The organism is Methylosinus trichosporium OB3b (assembly GCF_002752655.1).
In the GTDB taxonomy this organism is placed as follows: domain Bacteria; phylum Pseudomonadota; class Alphaproteobacteria; order Rhizobiales; family Beijerinckiaceae; genus Methylosinus; species Methylosinus trichosporium.
This window is the reverse complement of sequence record NZ_CP023737.1, coordinates 4200818-4215001: the sequence shown is the minus strand read 5'-3', so window position 1 is coordinate 4215001 and position 14184 is coordinate 4200818. Positions and strand designations below refer to the sequence as shown.

Sequence of the window (14184 nt, the reverse complement as noted above, 5' to 3'; positions counted from 1 at the left end):
CGACGCCTCCCGGACGTGACGAAACGGCCACACGCGCAGCGCGTGAGGCTTCTCAGACGGCTGCGAGAGCCGAGCGCTCGAGCGTGACCGGCACGCGTCCGCCCATGATGTCGAGCAGCACCTGCACGCGCTCATTGTCGCCGAGGCGGACGAGACTCCCGATCGCATCGGCGAAAGGACCGGCCAGCACTTTCACCTTCTGGCCTTCGGCGAGATCGAGATCGAAGCGGCACGCGCCGCGCGCATCGGCGCAGGACAGCAGCTGCTCGACGACGCCATGCGGCGTGGGCGCCGGATAATCGTCGCCCATGATGAGGCCGACGGCGCCGAAGGTGCCGTTGACCGATCGCCAGCGGTCGCGCTGCAGATCGAGAGAGACGAAGAGATAGCCGGGGAACACCGGCGCCTGCACCATGCGCAGCTTGCGCGCATGGCGAATGGTGCGCGTCACTCGCGGCAGGAAGGCGCGAAAATTCTGCGCCTCGAGCTGAAGGACGACGCCAGCCTCGCGCTGCGGGCGCGTCTGCACGACATACCAGCGTCGCGTCGACTCTGTCGGCCCGTCGTCGCGGCGCGACGGCGGATCGTCACGAAATGCAATCAAAATCGCTACTCCCGAAATATCGTCGGTTCGGCGCCGAGCAAACTTCAGCGCGTGACAATGCTTACCCGGATTCGCCCTTCGGCGCCCTCGTCGCGAGTACGGAGAAAAACCCGGATGCTCCGACGGAGCCGTTCACGCTCGCCGCTTCAGCAGCGCGCGCGCGCGAGCGAGCGCGCGATCGAGGCCCTCGCCGCGATCGAGCGCTTCGACGAGCCCTGCGAGCGCCTCGAACGCGGCGCGCCCGGCGGTGGCGGCGGCTTCGGCTTGCGTGAGCGTTTCGGCGCGCAGGATCGCCTCCAGCGTCCGACGCTCGGGCGGGCGCGGCTCCGTCGAGAACGCAGGCGCGGCCGCGGGCCGCGGGCGAATTGGATGTGTCGGCCGTCTGCGATCGGTCATACCGCCTCGATCTTTGCCTGTTGGGCGCTCGAATCTTCCTATCATATGTCGGCGCGCCTCGGCGCCATCCTCCAATCGGGGGAGGCGTTACGGCGACAAGTGGCGCGCAGGCCGAAAAAGATTGAGCAAATATTGAAATCGCGTGGCCAATCGCGCATGATTCGCGCGGCCGAGATTTCGCTTCGCCACGGCTTGTTTTCGCCGAGATCACACGCCATATTCGGGCGCAAGGCTTCGCGCACTGGGCACGGATCGACCGGCCGCGCGACCTTTCGAGAGGATCAAATGACCAATTTCGACCGCAACACGAGCTTCGGCTACCGGGGCGGCGTCTCGAGAGCCGGCGCGGCGCAGATCGACGAAGGTCTGCGCGCCTATATGATCGGCGTGTACAATCATATGGTTCTCGGTCTCGGCGTTACCGGCTTCGTGGCGCTCGCCACGCATATGATGGCCGTCGCGAGCCAGAGCGGCCGCCAGATCGAGCTCACCTCCTTCGGCCATCTGCTCTATGCGACCCCGCTGAAATGGGTGGTGATGCTCGCGCCGCTGGCCTTCGTCTTCTTCCTCGGCTTCCGCGCCGACCGCATCTCGGCCGCGACGGCGCGCAATGTCTTCCTCGCCTTCTCGGCGGTGATGGGCCTGTCGATGTCGACGATCATGCTCGTCTTCACCGGCGCGTCGGTCGCCAAGGTGTTCTTCATCACCGCGGCGGCCTTCGGCGGCCTCAGCCTCTACGGCTATCTGACGAAGCGCGATCTCTCGGCCTTCGGCTCCTTCCTGGTGATGGGGCTCTGGGGCCTCGTCATCGCGGGCCTCGTCAATCTGTTCTTCCAGAGCAGCGCGCTGCAGTTCGGCCTGTCCATCCTGTCGGTGTTCATCTTCGCGGGCCTCACCGCCTGGGACACGCAGCAGATCAAGGACGGCTATTATCAGAGCGCCGGCTACGGCCAGGAGGTCGCGGCGAAGGCGAGCGTGTTCGGCGCGCTCTCGCTCTATCTCGACTTCATCAACATGTTCCAGTCGCTGCTGTTCCTGTTCGGCGACCGCAACAGCGACTGATCGCATCCGAACGCATCATCGATCGAGGCCCCGCCTGCCGGCGGGGCCTTTTTCGTGGGCGGTCCCACAAAACCCCGCAATAGCAAGTGGCAGGAGCCTCAACTGAAGCGCCCGTGAGAACCAACGGCGCGAAACCTCCACTCCCCGCTCCCGCGCGCCGCCGGGCGCCGCTTTTTCCGGCGGGGCGCCGTGGACGCGGCCGTCAGCCTGGGCTAAGAATTGGCAGATGCGCGGTCCAGCCCCTGTTCTCTTCCTCCGTCGCCTTTTGACGGCGACCGTCGCGCCGGCGGATGCGGGCGAGCGCGCGCCCGGATTTTCGTCACGCCCGCCGGAGCGCTGGATGCGCAGGCTCGGCCTCGGCGCGACGCTCGGCGCCGGCATAGCGCTCGGCGCCCTCCTGCCCCCCCTCGCCACATCCCTCCGCTCCTGGCTCGGCGCGGGAGAGGAGGCGGTCCCCGCCGCCAAGGCGGACGACGGGCTCGTCGTTCTCTCTGCCGAGCAGATCGCCGCGGAGCACATCGGCGCCGTCGCCGCGGCCCCGGGGACGCTGGCCCGCGTCATCACCGCCCCGGCCGTGCTCACGGCCGATTCCGACCGCATCGGCAAGGTCGCGGCCAAGGTCGCCGGCACGATCGCGGAGCTGCGCAAGAAGCTCGGCGATGTCGTCGAGAAGGGCGAGGTCGTCGCGGTGATCGACAGCCGCGAGGTCGCCGACGCCAAGAGCGATTATCTCGCCGCGCTGGTCGCGCTCGATCTGCAAACGGCGCTGTTCCAACGCGAGAAGGGCCTCTACGAGAAGAAGATCGCCGCCGAGCAGTCCTTCCTCAAGGCCCGCGGCGCCTATGAGGAGGCGCGGCTCCATGTCGATCTCGCGCGCCAGAAGCTGGCGGCGCTCGATCTTTCCGATGAGGAGATCGCCGAGCTGCCGCGCCAAAAGCCGAGCGCGCTGCGCCGCAAGGACATTCGCGCGCCGTCCGGCGGCAAGGTGATCGAGCGGCGCGTGGTTCTCGGCCAGCCGGTCGGCGGCGAGGGGCAGGAGAAGGAGCTCTACGCCATCGCCGACCTCTCTATTCTCTCCGCCGAGATTTCCGTCGCTATCGCCGATCTCGCCGATGTGCGCGAGGGGCAGCGCGTGCGGCTCACCCATGGCGAAGAGGCGGCCGCCGAGGGACGCATCGTCTATATTCGCCCGACCATAGATCACGAGACCCATTCAGGCCGAGCGATCGCCAGTTTCTCCAATGAGGCCCTGCAGCTGCGGCCGGGCGCCGCGATGACGGCGCGCGTGTTCCTGACCGAGCGGGAAGCCGCCGTGCGCATACCTCGCTCCGCCCTCGTCTCCTTCGAGGGCGAGCAGGTCGTCTTCGTGCGCGCGCCGGACGGCTTCGTGAAGCGCAAGGTCGCGGCCGGGGAGAGCGATCGCGACTTCGTCGAGATTCAGTCGGGCCTCGCGCCCGGCGAGGAGGTCGCCGCGACCAATGTGTTCGTGCTGAAGGCGGAGCTGGGCAAGACCCGTCTCGAGGGGTTGGACTAGAGCGATTTCCGATCGAACGGAATCGTTCGATCGATCAGAATTCGCTCGAGCAAAAGGATCTCGAGAGCGTTATCCGTTCCGATCGGATCGGATAACGCTCTAACCGCGCCGGCGGCGCGTGGGTAGATGCGAGCGTAGATGATCGAGCATGTGATCGCCTTTTCCGTCCGCCAGCGCTGGCTGGTCGCGCTGCTGACACTGCTCGCCGGTCTCGTCGGCGCCGTCTCGCTGCAGCGCCTGCCGATCGACGCGGTGCCGGACATCACCAATAATCAGGTGCAGATCAACGCCATCGCCCCGGCGCTGTCGCCGACCGAGGTCGAGAAGCAGATCACCTTCCCCCTCGAGACCGCGCTCGCCGGCATTCCCGGGCTCGACTATACGCGCTCGCTGTCGCGCAACGGCTTCTCGCAGGTGACGGCGGTGTTCGCCGAGAAGCTCGACATTTATTTCGCGCGCCAGCAGATCAGCGAACGGCTCGCCGAGGCCAAGGAGAATTTTCCGCCCGGCGTCGAAGCGCGCATGGGCCCGATCGCGACCGGCCTCAGCGAAATCTATATGTGGGCGATCCGCTACGCCGACGGCGAGCGCAAAGTCGTGAACGGCGAGCCGGGCTGGCAGAGCGACGGCTCCTATCTGACGCCCGACGGCCAGAGCCTGCGCAGCGAGCTCGAGAAGACCGCCTATTTGCGCACGGTGCAGGACTGGATCGTGAAGCCGCAGCTCAAGACCGTCGCCGGCCTCGCCAGCGTCGATTCGCTCGGCGGCTTCGTGAAGCAGATCGACGTGCGCCCAGATCCGATGAAGCTGTTCTCGCTGGGCGTCTCCTTCGGCGATGTGACGCAGGCGCTGCAGCGCAACAACCAGAGCCGCGGCGCCGGCTATATCGAGCGCAATGGCGAAGGCTATGTGGTGCGCAGCGGCGGGCGGCTGGAGACCGCGGACGACATCGCCCGCGTCGTCGTCACGACGCGCGGCGGCGTGCCGGTGCGCATCGGAGACATCGCCGAGGTCGGGATCGGCCGCGAGCTGCGCGTCGGCAGCGCCAGCATGAACGGCGACGAGGTCGTCATCGGCACCGCCTTGATGCTGATCGGCGCCAATAGCCGCGCGGTCTCGGCGGCGGTCGACGAGAAGCTGCGCGCCATCGCCGCCTCGCTGCCGCCGGGGATCGAGGCGCGGACGATTCTCGACCGCACGGTTCTGGTCGACGCCACGGTGCGCACGGTGGCGTCCAATCTCGCCGAGGGCGCGGCGCTGGTCATTGTGGTGCTGTTCCTGCTGCTCGGCAATTTCCGCGCGGCGCTGATCACCGCGCTGGTGATTCCGGCCGCCATGCTGCTGCTCGCGACCGGCATGGTCCAGGGCCGCATCAGCGCCAATCTCATGAGCCTCGGCGCGCTCGATTTCGGCCTCATCGCCGATGGCGCGGTCATCGTGGCGGAGAATTGCCTGCGGCGCTTGTTCGAGCGCCGGCGCGCGATGCGGCGCGATCTTTCACTCGAGCAGCGGCTCGCCACGGTGGTCGAATCGACGACCGAGATGATCCGGCCGACCGTCTATGGCCAGGGCATCATCATCCTCGTCTATGTGCCGCTGCTGTCCTTCTCCGGCGTCGAAGGCAAGATGTTCCATCCGATGGCCTATACGGTCATCATGGCGCTGATCGCCGCCTTCGCGCTGTCGCTCACCTTCGTTCCGGCGATGATCGCGATCCTCGTCTCCGGCCGCGTCGAGGAGAGCGAGAACAAGATCATCACATGGCTGCAGCGCGCCTATCGGCCGCGCCTCGAGGCGGCGATCGCGGCTCCGGCGAAGCCGATCGCCCTCGGCGCCGGCGCCTTTCTATTAGCGATGCTGCTGTTCTTTCGTCTCGGCCAGGAGTTCATCCCGACGCTCGACGAGAAGAATCTCGCAATGCAGGCGGGCCGCATACCGAGCGCCTCGCTCACCCAGTCGCAGGCGATGCAGAGCGAGGTGGAGCGCACGATCAAAGAGCTGCCCGAGGTCGCCTATGTGTTCTCCAAGACCGGCACCGCGGAGGCGGCGACCGATCCCATGCCGCCCAATCTGACCGATTGCTACATCTTCCTGAAGCCGCGCGAGCAATGGCCCGACCCGAGCCTGCCGAAGGACGAGCTGATCCGCCGCATCGACGCGCGCGTGACGCGGCTTCCCGGCAATCTCTATGAATTCTCGCAGCCCATTCAGCTGCGCTTCAACGAGCTGCTCGCCGGCGTGCGCGGCGACATAGCGGTCAAGGTGTTCGGCGAGAATTTCGACTCGCTGTCGCGCGAGGCCGAGCGCGTCGCCGCCATCCTGCGCAATGTCGAGGGCGCGCAGGATGTGAAGGTCGAGCAGACCGAGGGCCTGCCCTTTCTCGAGGTCGGGATCGATCGCAATGAGATCGCCCATCTCGGCCTCAGCGTCGGCGAGGTGCAGGACGTCGTCGGCGCCGCGGTCGGCGGCGAGCGCGCCGGCGTCGTGTTCGAAGGCGACCGGCGTTTTCCGATCGTCGTCCGCCTTCCCGAGCGGCTGCGCGAGGATATGGAGGCGCTCGGCAATATTCCCGTCGCCGTGCGCGGCCATGACAGCGGCGGCGCCCGCGCCGTGCTGCTGAAGCAGGTCGCCTCCTTCGATCTGCACGAAGGGCCGAACCAGATTTCGCGCGAGAACGGCAAGCGCCGCGTCGTCGTCTCCGCCAATGTGCGCGGACGCGACATCGCCTCCGTCGTCGCCGAGGCGCAGGCGAAGGTGAAGGCGAAAGTGACGCTCGCTCCGGGCGATTGGATTTCCTGGGGCGGCCAGTTCGAGAATCTCGCCGCCGCGCGCGATCGTCTCATGTTGGTCGTGCCCTTGTGCTTTTTCCTCATCTTCTTGCTGCTCTATTCGGCGCTTGGCGCGGCGCGCGACGCGCTGATCGTGTTCAGCGCGGTGCCGCTGGCGCTCTCGGGCGGCGTCGCCGCTCTGTGGCTGCGCGGCATGCCCATGTCGGTGTCGGCGGCGGTCGGCTTCATCGCGCTCTCCGGCGTCGCCGTGCTCAACGGCCTCGTGATGCGCACCTATATTCTTCAACTCATCGCTCTCGGGCGCGAGCCGCACGCCGCCATCGTCGAAGGGGCGATGACGCGGCTGCGACCGGTCGCCATGACGGCGCTGGTCGCCTCGCTCGGCTTCGTGCCCATGGCCTTCGCCACCGGCGCCGGCGCCGAGGTGCAGAAGCCGATCGCGACGGTCGTCATCGGCGGCCTCATCAGCGCGACCCTGCTGACCTTGTTCGTGCTGCCCGCGCTCTACTCGCTGCTCGGACGCGGAGAACGCGTCGTCGCCGATGAAGGCGTCGACGCCGCGCCGCGCGAGGCCGACGCATGAGACGCCGTCTCGTCGCTGTGGCCCTCGTCGGACTTTGCTGCACGGCGCCGCGCGCATCCGGCGAGACGCTCGCCGGCGCGCTCGCGCGCGCCTATGAGACCAATCCGACCATCAATGCGCAGCGCGCGGCGCAACGCGCCAATGACGAGAATGTGCCGCACGCGCAAGCGCAGTTCCGCCCGCATGTGCGCAGCGACTCCTATATCGGCGTGGAGCGGCGCCGCACGATCGGCATATCGACCGAGATCCCCAATTACGATTATCTCCACCCGGATATTCTCATCAGCATTCAGAACAACCGCAGCCTGCCGCGCGGCGAAGCGCTGAGCGTCGAGCAGCCTTTGTTCGACGGTTTCCGCACGAAGAACGCGACGCTCGCGGCCGAGACCGGGGTCCATGCCGGACGCGAGCGGCTGCGGCTCGTGGAGCAGCGCGTGCTGTTCGAGGCGACCGCAGCCTATATGAATGTGCTGCGCGACACCGCCGCGCTGCGCCTGCAGCAGAACAATGTCGCGCTGCTGCAGGAGCAGCTGCGCCAGACCAAGGAGCGCTACGCAGCCGGCGAGATCACGCCGACCGACATTGCTCAAGCCGAGTCGCGGCTCGCCGCCGGCAGGTCGCGCGCGGCGGCGGCGCGCGCCGATCTCGAGGCCAGCCTCGGCAATTACCGCCGGCTGATGGGCGCGGAGCCCAAGCAGCTCGCGCCCGGCGCCGCCGTCGATCGTCTCCTGCCCAAAAATCGCGAGGCCGCCGAGCGCATCGCCCTCGCCGAGCATCCGGTGGTGCGCGCGGCGCAGCACGACGCCGACGCCGCCGATCTCGACATCAAGGTGATCGAGAGCGACTTCATGCCGAGCCTGTCGATGGTCGGCCAAGTCTACACGCAGTCCGATATTCAAGGCCGCGGCAATCGCGCCGTCGGCGCGCAGGTGCTCGGCAAATTATCCGTGCCGCTCTATTCCGGCGGCGAGACCTCGGCGCGCATGCGTCAGGCGAAGGAAGTGGCCGGCCAGCGCAAGCTCGACATCGATGTCGCGCGCGCCGAGCTGCTGGCGCTGACGCGCGCCAATTGGGGCGCGCTCGAAGCCGCCAAGGCGCAGCTCGCCGCGGCCAGCGCGCAGATCGAGGCGGCCGAGCGCGCGCTCACCGGCGTGCGGGAGGAGGCCAAGGCCGGCAAGCGCACGACGCTCGATATATTGAACGCGCAGCAGGAGCTGCTCGGCGCCCGCATCGGCCTCGTCTTCGCGCAGCGCGACCGCGTGGTGGCGTCCTATGCGGCGCTGGCGGCGATCGGCCGCCTGTCGGCCCAGACGCTCGGCCTCACGGTCGCGTCCTATGATCCGGCCGCGCATTTCGAGCGGGTGAAAAATTCCTGGGGCGACGCGCCGCTTCTGGGAAATTAATGCGCCTGCCTAGAGCGCTTTCCGATCGAACGGAATCGTTCGATCGATCAGAATTCGCTCCACCGAAAGAATGCGAGAGCGAGCCCGAAGGCTCGCTCTCGACAATCACCGCCGGCGCCGGCGATGGGCGCCCCGTCAGGACCGTGCTTGAGGCGCGGTGGAAAGGCCGGGCCTCGCGAAAGTCTGGATGACCGGCGCCGAGCGACCGCCTCCGATCCAAGCCGCAATGGCGCCGAGGAGCAAAGCGAAGAAGCCGAACAGCGAGCCGCGCGACACGACTTTCGCGGTCGTTTGAGCCGCCTGGACGGCCTGTTGCTTGGCTTGATCGACGGTCTGCCGATATTGCTGCTCATATTGCGCGATCCTCCTTTGCGCTTCCGCCGCGGAAACGTTCTGCGCGCGCGCCAGAGCCTGAGCCGCTCGCTCGCGCGCCTCCTGCGCTTGCGCCTCATCGCCCGTCAGAGCCGCCCGCACGGCCGCAACCGTCGCGTCGCGCAGCGCCGCGGAGTCGGCTCCCCCGCCGGAAGCTTCTCGCAGCTGCCTCTCGATCGCGCCGAAAGGATCGGCGCCCGGCGCCGCCATCTGCGCCGCGGCTGCTGCCGAGCGGCCCATTCCGCCGACGGCGCTGCCGACGCCGCTGAACACGCCGCCGATGATGGCGCCGACCGCTGTCGTCAGCAGGAAGAACACGACGAGCGTCGTGACGGCCCAGCTGATCAGTCCATGGAGGGCCGAAGCCGAGCCGACGGGACCGCCGGACAGTCGACCGGCGATGGAGCCGCCCGCATAGGCGGCAATGATTCCCGCCACGAGATACCAGATTCCCGCGGCGACCGAGAAAGCGCCGGCGGACGGATTGTCGCCGGTTCCAGGATCGAGCGTGGCGACGCCGAGGCCGAAGCCGAGCAGATTGAGCAGAAGCTGAACGACGAGCGCCAGGACGGCGCCCGCCAGCACCGCGCCCCAGGAAAGGCGATTGAACTCGACCGAGCGCACATCTCTGCTGGAGGTCGGCGATGACGCCTGCGCCATTTGGCGATCAGGGTGTCTCGAATAATCAGTCATGGCGCTTGTCCTCATGCGCTGTTGGAAGCCGATATGAGAACATTCGTCGCGCCGAAAGGTTCATCGCGATCGCCATCGCGCGCGTCGAGACGGAATTATCCGTCCCTTCAGCCTCGCGTTGCTCGATCTGATGCAATATTTTTGTCGAATAGCTCGGCAGTTGTCTTTGCCGAGGCTCCTGATGCGCGGCCATGAACTATGTCAGGCGACGCCTCGTCAGGCCCCGCGAAGCATTCCGCCAACGCCTCGGCGAGCCGACGGAACGTCTCCTTGCGCGCCGAGCGGCGTCGCCAGACGAGACCGATGCGGCGGAACGGCGTCTCGCCCTCGAGCGGCCGCACGCAGAGGTCGAGCCCGCGCAATATGCCGGCGTCGAGCGCCATCTCCGGCAGCAGGGTCACGCCGAGGCCATTGGCCACCATCTGCGCCAGAGTGTGCAGGCTCGTGCCCTCGAAGGCGACATTGCGCCGCGCGCTCTCGAGCGCGCAAGCGGCGAGCGCATGGTCGCGCATGCAATGGCCGTCCTCGAGCAGCAGCAGATCCTCGACCGCCATGTCGTCGAGCCCGACCGCGCCGGTCCCGCTCAGCCGATGCTCGGGCGGACATACGAGAAAGAAGCGGTCGACGCCGATCTCGCGCGTCTCCAGTCCCGACAGCGGATAGGGCAGCGCCAGCACCGCCGCGTCCAATTCGCCCGAGTCGAGCCGCGCCAGCAGCGGCGCCGTCTGCTCCTCGCGCAGATAGAGCCGCAACTGCGGGAACTCGGCCCGCAGCGCCCGCGTCGCGCGCGGGAAGAGAAACGGGCCGATGGTCGGAATGACGCCGAGACGCAGCGGTCCCGACATGGGCGCCTGGGCGGCGCGGGCGATGTCGACGATTTCCTCCGCCCCGCGCAGCATCGCGCGGGCCCGCTCGGCGATCTCGCGCCCGGCCGGCGTCGGCGAGACGGAACGCTTGGTGCGCTCCAGCAATTGCACGCCGAGCAACGCCTCGAGCTCCTGAATGCCGGCGCTGAGGGTCGATTGGCCGACGAGGCAGGCGGCGGCCGCGCGGCCGAAATGCCGCTCGTCCACCACCGCCGTCAGAAAGCGCAGCTGACGCAAGGTGGGCAGGATCGCCATGCGCCCAATATATCGACAGAATCGAATAATCAAATCGGTATTTTTCGCTTTTTTCGATGCTGCACTGCGTATAATTTCCGCCCGTGTTCACCCGCCGAGGGCGCGCCAGCGTCCCCGGCCATGCATGAGGAGCCATCGCATGTCCCTGATCGGAACAGAGATCAAGCCTTTCAAGGCGACCGCCTTCCACGCCGGCAAATTCGTCGAGGTGACCGAGGCGACGCTGAAGGGCAAGTGGTCGGTATTCTTCTTCTATCCGGCCGACTTCACCTTCGTCTGCCCGACCGAGCTCGAGGATCTCGCGACCAATTACGCGGCCTTCAAGGCCATCGGCGTCGAGATCTACGGCGTGTCGACCGACACGCATTTCGCGCACAAGGCGTGGCACGACACCTCGCCGGCGATCGGCAAGATCGAATATCCGCTGGTCGGCGATCCGACGCTGACGCTGAGCCGCAATTTCGACGTGCTGATCGAGGAGGCCGGCCTCGCCGACCGCGGCACTTTCGTCGTCGATCCGGACGGCAAGATCCAGATCGTCGAGATCAACGCCGGCGGCGTCGGCCGCAATGCGCTGGAGCTGCTGCGCAAGGTCAAGGCGGCGCAATATGTGGCGGCGCATCCGGGCGAGGTCTGCCCGGCCAAGTGGGAAGAGGGCCAGAAGACGCTTCAGCCCTCGCTCGACCTCGTCGGCAAGATCTGATCTTGCGAGACGCCTCCGGCCGGTCCGTCCGGCCGGAGGCTCCCGCGAACCGCAAACACACGAAAATTCAGTCCCTCACCCCGAGGAGCCCGCGCAGCGGGCGTCTCGAAGGGGTGGACCGCTTCGCGCGCTGGAGCATCCTTCGAGGCTTTTTGCGTTCCGCAAAAAGCGCCTCTGGATGAGGCCGCTGTTGGGAGCCGAGAAATGTTGGACGCCAATCTGAAAAGCCAGCTGCAGGGCCTCTTCGCGCGCATCGCCACGCCGATCACGCTCGCCGCCTCGCTCGACGACGGCGCGAAATCGGCCGAGCTCGCCGAGCTCTGCCAGGAGATCGCCTCCCTCTCCGACAAGATTTCCTATGTGCGCCGCGACGACGACGCCCGCCGCCCCTCTTTCGCGATCGAGCGCGACGGCGGCGGCGTCTCGCTGCGCTTCGCCGCCGTGCCCGGCGGCCATGAGTTCAACTCCTTCGTCCTCGCCCTGCTCCATGTCGGCGGCCATCCGCCCAAAGAGGCCGAGGAGACGTTGGAGCGCGTGAAGGCGCTCGACGGCGACTATCGCTTCGAGACCTATTTCTCGCTCACCTGCCAGAGCTGCCCCGAGGTGGTGCAGGCGCTCGATCTGATGGCCGCGCTCAATCCTCGCGTCAGCCATGTCGCCATCGACGGCGCGCTGTTCCCGCGCGAGGTCGAGGAGCGGCAGATCATGGCGGTGCCGAGCGTGTTCCTCAATGGCGAGCCGTTCCAGCACGGCCGCGCGACGCTGGAGCAGATCCTCGACAAGCTCGACGCCGGCGCCGGCGAGAAGCAGGCCGCGACCCTTTCGGCGAAGGCGCCCTATGACGTGCTGATCGTCGGCGGCGGTCCGGCGGGCGCGGCGGCGGCGGTCTATGCGGCGCGCAAGGGCGTGCGCACCGGCATTGTCGCGGAGCGTTTCGGCGGCCAGGTGCAGGACACGGCGGGGATCGAGAATTTCATTTCCGTCCCGCACACCGAAGGTCCCGAGATGGCGGCCGCGCTGCAGCGTCACGTCGCCGAATATGGGGTCGATGTGATGAACGGCCAGATCGCCGCGGCGCTGGTTCCGGCGTCCGAGCCCGGCGCCCTCGCCGAGCTGCGGCTCGTCAATGGCGCGGTGCTGCGATCGAAGACGATCGTGCTCGCGCCGGGCGCGCGCTGGCGGCGCATCAATGTGCCGGGCGAGACCGAATATATGACCAAGGGCGTCGCCTATTGCCCGCATTGCGACGGGCCGCTGTTCAAGGGCAAGCGCGTCGCGGTGATCGGCGGCGGCAATTCCGGCGTCGAGGCGGCGATCGACCTCGCCGGCCTCACCGCCCATGTGACGCTGATCGAATATGATTCGAAGCTGCGCGCCGACGGCATATTGCAGGACAAGCTGCGCTCGCTGCCCAATGTCGAGATCATCGTCTCGGCGCAGACGACCGAGATCCGTGGCGACGGCGCGAAAGTGACCGGGCTTTCCTATCGCGACCGCGAGAGCGGCGACACGCGCGACATCACGCTCGACGGCGTGTTCGTTCAGATCGGATTGCTGCCGAGCACGGAATGGCTGAAGGGCGCGGTGACGCTATCGCGCTTCGGCGAGATCGAGATCGACCGCCGCTGCGCGACCTCGGCGCCGGGCGTGTTCGCCGCGGGCGACGCGACGATCGTGCCCTATAAGCAGATCGTCATCGCCATGGGCGAAGGCGCGACCGCGGCGCTCTCCGCCTTCGATCATCTCGTGCGGATGTGAGAAGTCCGAGGCAGAATGTGAGCCAACGAAAGCTCGGGCCGTCATTGCGAGCGGAGCGAAGCAATCCAGAGCCGTGGGGCGACCCCTGGATTGCTTCGTCGCTTCGCTCCTCGCAATTGTGACGACGCCCCAATCCTTGCGGCTTCTCGTCACGCTTTAGAACGCTTGCCGACTCGCTATTCGCGTCCCACCGCCGAGCGGCGGGCGCCCGCGTCGCGCTCGCCGGTCTTCTCGCCGGGCTGCGCCTGCGCCGTCGTCGGACCGGCGTCGCGGCGCGCGGAGGCGAGCACGGCCTCGCGGAACGGGCCTTCAATCGAGACGACGAAATTATAATTGTTCTGCGAATAGGGTCCGACGCGCGCCGGATCGCTGCTGCGCCAGCCGACCAGAATAGCGCCGAGGCGCAGCCGCTGCTCGCCCGAGAGCACAGCGCCGCCCGAGGCGCCGTCGCCTGTGCCGCAGTCGAAGGCGAATTCGCGCGTGCCGCCCTTCACCTGATTGGTCTGGGCGCGCAGCCGGCACGCCTCGAAGGACATGGTCTCGGCGTCGCGCCAATCGGAATGGCCGCGCGAGACGAACTCCACCGGCTGATCGACCGCGACCTCCTCGGCGAGATCGTAAGGCGACACATCGTCGAGCGGCTGCGCCAGCCGCGCCACCGCCCAGTCATTGACCGCCTTGGCCGAATAAGGCTTGGCCGAGCCGGCGATGATCGTGCCCATGTCGATCGGCACGCGGCGCTTGCGGCCATCGATATCGGTGACGAAATAGCAGGCGCGCGAGCGATGCGCGCCGCGCTCGTCGAGGAACACGTGCGCCGCCGTGGTGATGACGTCGTTCGCCACCGTGAGCTGGCCCGCGCCATGCGCCCGGCCGCAGGTGACGAGGCCCGAAGCCGCATGCGCGCGCTTCAAGGTGGAGAGATCGAGCTTATTCTTCGCCGCATATTGCTCGGCGTTGGCGCGACGCTCGGCGCCGAGCACCAGCACCTTGGTCGGAGCCATCGCGCCGGCGCCGCCGGCATTGGCGTCGAGCGCCATTCCGGCCTGCGCCGAAGGGGTGGCCGCCGCTGCGCAAAGCGTTGCCGCAAAAAGACGAATTTCGACGTTCTTCATCGCGTCCTCATGTCTCGTTCAAGACATGCCTATTCGACAAGCCTCAGTCCA

Annotated in this window: 11 protein-coding genes; 6 read left to right on the top strand and 5 right to left on the bottom strand. The window is 67.5% G+C overall.

Annotated elements, in window-relative coordinates; genetic code table 11:
- Positions 1–52: 52 nt before the first annotated feature.
- Positions 53–604, bottom strand: coding sequence for a transcription termination/antitermination protein NusG (gene nusG / locus CQW49_RS19950; RefSeq protein WP_003609542.1), 552 nt, complete (start codon positions 602–604; stop codon positions 53–55).
- Between the two features lie 132 nt (positions 605–736).
- Positions 737–1000: a hypothetical protein gene (locus CQW49_RS19945; RefSeq protein ID WP_003609545.1), complete on the bottom strand. Its 264-nt coding sequence runs from the start codon at positions 998–1000 to the stop codon at positions 737–739.
- A gap of 285 nt (positions 1001–1285) precedes the next feature.
- Between CQW49_RS19945 and CQW49_RS19940 the strand changes: the two genes are divergently transcribed.
- The 4 genes from CQW49_RS19940 to CQW49_RS19925 all read left to right on the top strand — a co-directional run bounded on the left by CQW49_RS19940 (position 1286) and on the right by CQW49_RS19925 (position 8371).
- Complete coding sequence (locus CQW49_RS19940; protein ID WP_003609547.1) at positions 1286–2062, top strand: Bax inhibitor-1/YccA family protein; 777 nt, start codon at positions 1286–1288, stop codon at positions 2060–2062.
- Positions 2063–2288: 226 nt separating this feature from the next.
- Positions 2289–3596 carry an efflux RND transporter periplasmic adaptor subunit gene (locus tag CQW49_RS19935; protein WP_244441274.1) on the top strand — a complete coding sequence of 436 codons (1308 nt, stop codon included), beginning with the start codon at positions 2289–2291 and terminating at the stop codon, positions 3594–3596.
- A 138-nt stretch (positions 3597–3734) separates the two neighbouring features.
- Positions 3735–6968 carry an efflux RND transporter permease subunit gene (locus tag CQW49_RS19930; RefSeq protein WP_003609550.1) on the top strand — a complete coding sequence of 1078 codons (3234 nt, stop codon included), beginning with the start codon at positions 3735–3737 and terminating at the stop codon, positions 6966–6968.
- The gene (locus CQW49_RS19925) at positions 6965–8371 is read left to right on the top strand and encodes a TolC family outer membrane protein (RefSeq protein WP_003609552.1); all 1407 of its coding nucleotides are present in this window, start codon (positions 6965–6967) and stop codon (positions 8369–8371) included. The genes CQW49_RS19930 and CQW49_RS19925 overlap by 4 nt, the downstream gene beginning before the upstream one ends.
- 135 nt (positions 8372–8506) lie before the next feature.
- On the opposite strand, the gene CQW49_RS19920 is transcribed toward CQW49_RS19925, so the two are convergent.
- The gene (locus tag CQW49_RS19920) at positions 8507–9436 is read right to left on the bottom strand and encodes a hypothetical protein (protein WP_003609553.1); all 930 of its coding nucleotides are present in this window, start codon (positions 9434–9436) and stop codon (positions 8507–8509) included.
- A gap of 107 nt (positions 9437–9543) precedes the next feature.
- Positions 9544–10557, bottom strand: coding sequence for a hydrogen peroxide-inducible genes activator (locus tag CQW49_RS19915; protein ID WP_003609554.1), 1014 nt, complete (start codon positions 10555–10557; stop codon positions 9544–9546).
- Positions 10558–10696: 139 nt separating this feature from the next.
- Between CQW49_RS19915 and ahpC the strand changes: the two genes are divergently transcribed.
- A complete protein-coding gene (ahpC, locus tag CQW49_RS19910) occupies positions 10697–11260 on the top strand; it encodes an alkyl hydroperoxide reductase subunit C (RefSeq protein WP_003609555.1) in 564 nt (187 codons plus the stop codon).
- 204 nt (positions 11261–11464) lie between these two features.
- Positions 11465–13018 (top strand): alkyl hydroperoxide reductase subunit F, encoded by a 1554-nt coding sequence (ahpF, locus tag CQW49_RS19905; RefSeq protein WP_003609556.1) that lies wholly within the window; start codon positions 11465–11467, stop codon positions 13016–13018.
- 176 nt (positions 13019–13194) lie between these two features.
- On the opposite strand, the gene CQW49_RS19895 is transcribed toward ahpF, so the two are convergent.
- Positions 13195–14133 (bottom strand): trypsin-like peptidase domain-containing protein, encoded by a 939-nt coding sequence (locus tag CQW49_RS19895; protein WP_003609557.1) that lies wholly within the window; start codon positions 14131–14133, stop codon positions 13195–13197.
- Positions 14134–14184 lie beyond the last annotated feature (51 nt).

Excerpts from the sequence above, each read along its gene's own strand:
- ahpF (WP_003609556.1), top strand. The coding sequence starts at position 11,465 with ATGTTGGACGCCAATCTGAAAAGCCAGCTGCAGGGCCTCTTCGCGCGC.
- ahpC (WP_003609555.1), top strand. The coding sequence starts at position 10,697 with ATGTCCCTGATCGGAACAGAGATCAAGCCTTTCAAGGCGACCGCCTTC.
- CQW49_RS19920 (WP_003609553.1), bottom strand. The coding sequence starts at position 9,436 with ATGACTGATTATTCGAGACACCCTGATCGCCAAATGGCGCAGGCGTCA.
- CQW49_RS19930 (WP_003609550.1), top strand. The coding sequence starts at position 3,735 with ATGATCGAGCATGTGATCGCCTTTTCCGTCCGCCAGCGCTGGCTGGTC.
- CQW49_RS19940 (WP_003609547.1), top strand. The coding sequence starts at position 1,286 with ATGACCAATTTCGACCGCAACACGAGCTTCGGCTACCGGGGCGGCGTC.
- CQW49_RS19945 (WP_003609545.1), bottom strand. The coding sequence starts at position 1,000 with ATGACCGATCGCAGACGGCCGACACATCCAATTCGCCCGCGGCCCGCG.
- CQW49_RS19925 (WP_003609552.1), top strand. The coding sequence starts at position 6,965 with ATGAGACGCCGTCTCGTCGCTGTGGCCCTCGTCGGACTTTGCTGCACG.
- CQW49_RS19895 (WP_003609557.1), bottom strand. The coding sequence starts at position 14,133 with ATGAAGAACGTCGAAATTCGTCTTTTTGCGGCAACGCTTTGCGCAGCG.
- CQW49_RS19935 (WP_244441274.1), top strand. The coding sequence starts at position 2,289 with ATGCGCGGTCCAGCCCCTGTTCTCTTCCTCCGTCGCCTTTTGACGGCG.
- CQW49_RS19915 (WP_003609554.1), bottom strand. The coding sequence starts at position 10,557 with ATGGCGATCCTGCCCACCTTGCGTCAGCTGCGCTTTCTGACGGCGGTG.